The sequence below is a fragment of the uncultured Mucilaginibacter sp. genome (genome assembly GCF_937859865.1).
Lineage (GTDB): Bacteria > Bacteroidota > Bacteroidia > Sphingobacteriales > Sphingobacteriaceae > Mucilaginibacter_A.
Genome location: NZ_CALMAT010000170.1, coordinates 1 through 3,029, shown reverse-complemented (window position 1 = coordinate 3,029; position 3,029 = coordinate 1). Strand labels below are relative to the sequence as shown.

Below are 3,029 nucleotides of genomic sequence, written 5' to 3'. Positions count from 1 at the left end.
GGTAAAAGAAGCATTGCAGATAAGTTTAACAAAATTTAAACAGGCAATGAGAAGCATCAGGCCATAAACGTTTTGCCTTCTATAGCCAGCTCGGTATTTTCAAAAACCGACCTGGCCTCTTCCAATAAAGCTTCCAGTGTTTTATACCGGGCAGAAAAATGGCCGATCAGTAGTTTTTTTACCTGTGCTTTCTGTGCAATTTCTCCGGCTTGCAACGCTGTTGTATGATGCGTTTCTTCGGCCCTTGCCAATAAATCATGGGTAAAAGTAGCTTCGTGGTAAAGTAAGCTTACACCTTGAATTTGAGGAACATAACTTTCGCCAGCTAAAGTATCAGAGCAGTAAGCGTAACTTTTTGGGGCTTCAGGTTTTATCGTGATTAACTCGTTCGCAATAACCTCTCCTGCTTCAGTAACAAAGTCTGCCCCTTGTTTCAAGTTAAAAAACTGGTTTCGCCCAACGTTGTAATGCTCCAGTTGGTCAGCATCCAATTTCAACAATGGCTTTTTTTGGCGAAACACAAAACCGGTACAAGGAATGCGATGGTTCAGGACGATGGTTTCAACCGTTATGTCTGCATTATCAAGTATTATTTCCGGATGGCTGGTTTGTAAAGGATGGAAATTGATTTTGTAATTAAGGTTGGTCCAGGAAGATTCAAAATGAACGGTAAGGATTTTTAGCAAATCCGGCGGGCCAAATAGTTCCATGGCTTTTTTTCGTCCGTTAAGGTGCATAGACGAAAGCAGGCCAATCAGCCCGAGGTAATGGTCGCCGTGCAAATGGCTGATAAAAATATGGTCTATCTTACCGGGTTTAACGTCAAAACGCAGCATTTGCTGCTGTGTGCCTTCGCCGCAATCCACGAGGTAAATCCGCTCGTTGATGTTTAATGCCTGTGAAGTTGGGTTTCTGTTGTAAATAGGTGTTGCCGAACTGCTACCCAAAATCGTTACCTCAAATCTCATCTTGCGCAGGCCGACAGCTTTATTTTGTTTCTTTTTTCAGATCTTTTTCAATCTCTTCCATAAAAACCAAATCAATAGCCTCTTCGGGCGTAGCAACAATGGTCAACACGCTTTCCAATTGGGAAATAGAAACCAAACGGGCAACAGAATCGCTTAAACCGGTTAAAATAAAGCTGCCTTCGGCGTTTTTACAGATACGATGGCCAACCAGCAAGCTGCTTAAACCAGAAGAATCTGCAAATTTGACCATTGATAAGTCTAAAATAATATTGCGCTGACCATCCGTGTTCATCAAAATTAATTCTGATTTCAGTTGTGGTGAGATCAATGAATTTAGTTTTGATTCGTTTAACTTAATCAAAACATATTTTTCATGTTTATCAACTGTAAATTTCATGTCCTTTAATATTAATAGTTAAAGATAGAATAATTTCGTGTAGAAATAAAAGTGTTCAGGGTAAAAGTATGAGTGCTTTTGTAATATTTTTTTCTACCCGCAACATAATGTCCTGATTTTCCGGTTTATGAAAAGGATTTGCGGTGATGTACTCAAACAACTCGATGTACCTTTCGGATATAGATTGAACAATTTCGGGTGTCATTTCCGGGATTTGCTGCCCTTGCTGCCCGGAAAAGTTGTTGGCCAACAACCATTGCCGCACAAATTCTTTGGATAATTGCTTTTGCGCTTCGCCTTTTTGCTGCCTTTCATGATAACCTTTTTTATAGAAGTAACGAGAAGAATCCGGTGTGTGGATTTCATCAATTAAAAAAATCATGCCATCGGCTTTGCCAAACTCGTATTTGGTATCCACTAAAATTAACCCGCGTTGGGCTGCAATTTCTGTCCCTCGTTTAAAAAGTGCTTGCGTGTATTTTTCAAGTTGGCTATAATCTGCTTCCGAAACAATCCCTTTTTCTAAAATTTCGCTTCTGGAAATATCTTCATCATGGCCAACAGCAGCTTTGGTTGTTGGCGTGATGATGGGTTCAGGCAATGGGTCGTTCTCTTTCAAACCTTCCGGCAAGCTTACACCGCAGATGCTTCTTTTACCGGCATAATATTCGCGCCAGGCATGGCCGGCCAGATAACCGCGGATCACCATTTCTACTTTAAACGGTTTGCAAATGCGGCCAATGGTAACGCTTGGGTCGGGAACGGAAATTACCCAATTGGGAACAATATCAGCTGTTGCTTCCAAAAAACCGGCCGCAATTTGGTTCAGCACTTGTCCTTTATAAGGTATCGGTTTGGGCAGCACTACATCAAAAGCCGAAATCCGGTCGGTAGCAACCATCACCAGGTATTGGTCATTTATGGTATAAACATCCCTCACCTTGCCCCGGTAAAAATTGGTCTGGCCAGGAAAAGTAAAGTTTGTTTCTTTAATCGCGTTCATATAGGTTTCAGGTATTAGGTAAGAGGTATCAGGTACGAGGTAAAAGGCATAAGGTAACACTTAGCATCCTGATACCTCTTACCTCACACCTCTTACCTTTATTGAATATCCCCGTAAGCTTCCAAAATCCGTCTTACCAATTTGTGTCGCACCACGTCATCGCCGGTCAAATAAATAATATCAATGCCTTTTATATCAGGTAAAATACGCAAAGCCATGTGCAACCCGGATTGCTGCTTTCTTGGCAAATCTATTTGGGTAACATCGCCGGTAACAATAAATTTTGCCGTTGGGCCCATTCGCGTTAAAAACATTTTCAACTGCATGTCCGTCGTGTTTTGGGCTTCGTCTAAAATCACGAAACAGTTATCTAAAGTACGGCCACGCATAAAAGCAAGCGGTGCAATCTCGATCGTCCGGTTTTCTAAATAGGCTTTTAAACGTTCGGCCGGAATCATATCGTCCAAAGCATCATACAAAGGGCGCAAATATGGGTCAATTTTTTCTTTCAAATCGCCAGGTAAAAAGCCAAGGTTCTCTCCTGCCTCAACTGCCGGCCGGGTTAAAATAATCCGTTTGATCTCTTTGTTTTTCAATGCCCGAACAGCCAAAGCTACTGCTGTATAAGTTTTACCTGTTCCGGCCGGGCCGATGGCAAATA

At 41.8% G+C, this 3,029-nt stretch carries 4 protein-coding genes; all 4 read right to left on the bottom strand.

Annotated features, from left to right (window positions below):
* Window positions 1-56: 56 nt before the first annotated feature.
* Complete coding sequence (locus Q0192_RS17905; RefSeq protein ID WP_299291732.1) at window positions 57-968, bottom strand: ribonuclease Z; 912 nt, start codon at window positions 966-968, stop codon at window positions 57-59.
* 19 nt (window positions 969-987) lie between these two features.
* Window positions 988-1,365 carry an STAS domain-containing protein gene (locus Q0192_RS17900; protein ID WP_299291730.1) on the bottom strand — a complete coding sequence of 126 codons (378 nt, stop codon included), beginning with the start codon at window positions 1,363-1,365 and terminating at the stop codon, window positions 988-990.
* Between the two features lie 55 nt (window positions 1,366-1,420).
* Window positions 1,421-2,368 carry a phosphoribosylaminoimidazolesuccinocarboxamide synthase gene (locus Q0192_RS17895; RefSeq protein WP_299291728.1) on the bottom strand — a complete coding sequence of 316 codons (948 nt, stop codon included), beginning with the start codon at window positions 2,366-2,368 and terminating at the stop codon, window positions 1,421-1,423.
* 98 nt (window positions 2,369-2,466) lie between these two features.
* A partial coding sequence (locus tag Q0192_RS17890) for a PhoH family protein (RefSeq protein ID WP_299291726.1) occupies window positions 2,467-3,029 on the bottom strand: 563 nt, incomplete at its 5' end.